A 222-nucleotide genomic window follows, 5' to 3' on the forward strand; every position below is an offset into this window, starting at 1 on the left:
CTCCCGTAGGAGTCTGGGCCGTGTCTCAGTCCCAGTGTGGCCGATCACCCTCTCAGGTCGGCTACGCATCGTTGCCTTGGTGAGCCGTTACCTCACCAACTAGCTAATGCGCCGCGGGTCCATCCATAAGTGACAGCCGAAGCCGCCTTTCAATTTCGAACCATGCAGTTCAAAATGTTATCCGGTATTAGCCCCGGTTTCCCGGAGTTATCCCAGTCTTAT

The 222-nt window shown here is 55.4% G+C and carries 1 rRNA gene; it reads right to left on the reverse strand.

Going from position 1 to position 222, the window contains the following annotated elements:
* A 16S ribosomal RNA gene (locus MR113_RS28040) occupies nt 1-222 on the reverse strand; the annotation flags it as partial.

This window comes from Bacillus cereus group sp. BfR-BA-01379 (assembly GCF_022663605.1).
Lineage (GTDB): Bacteria > Bacillota > Bacilli > Bacillales > Bacillaceae_G > Bacillus_A > Bacillus_A mobilis.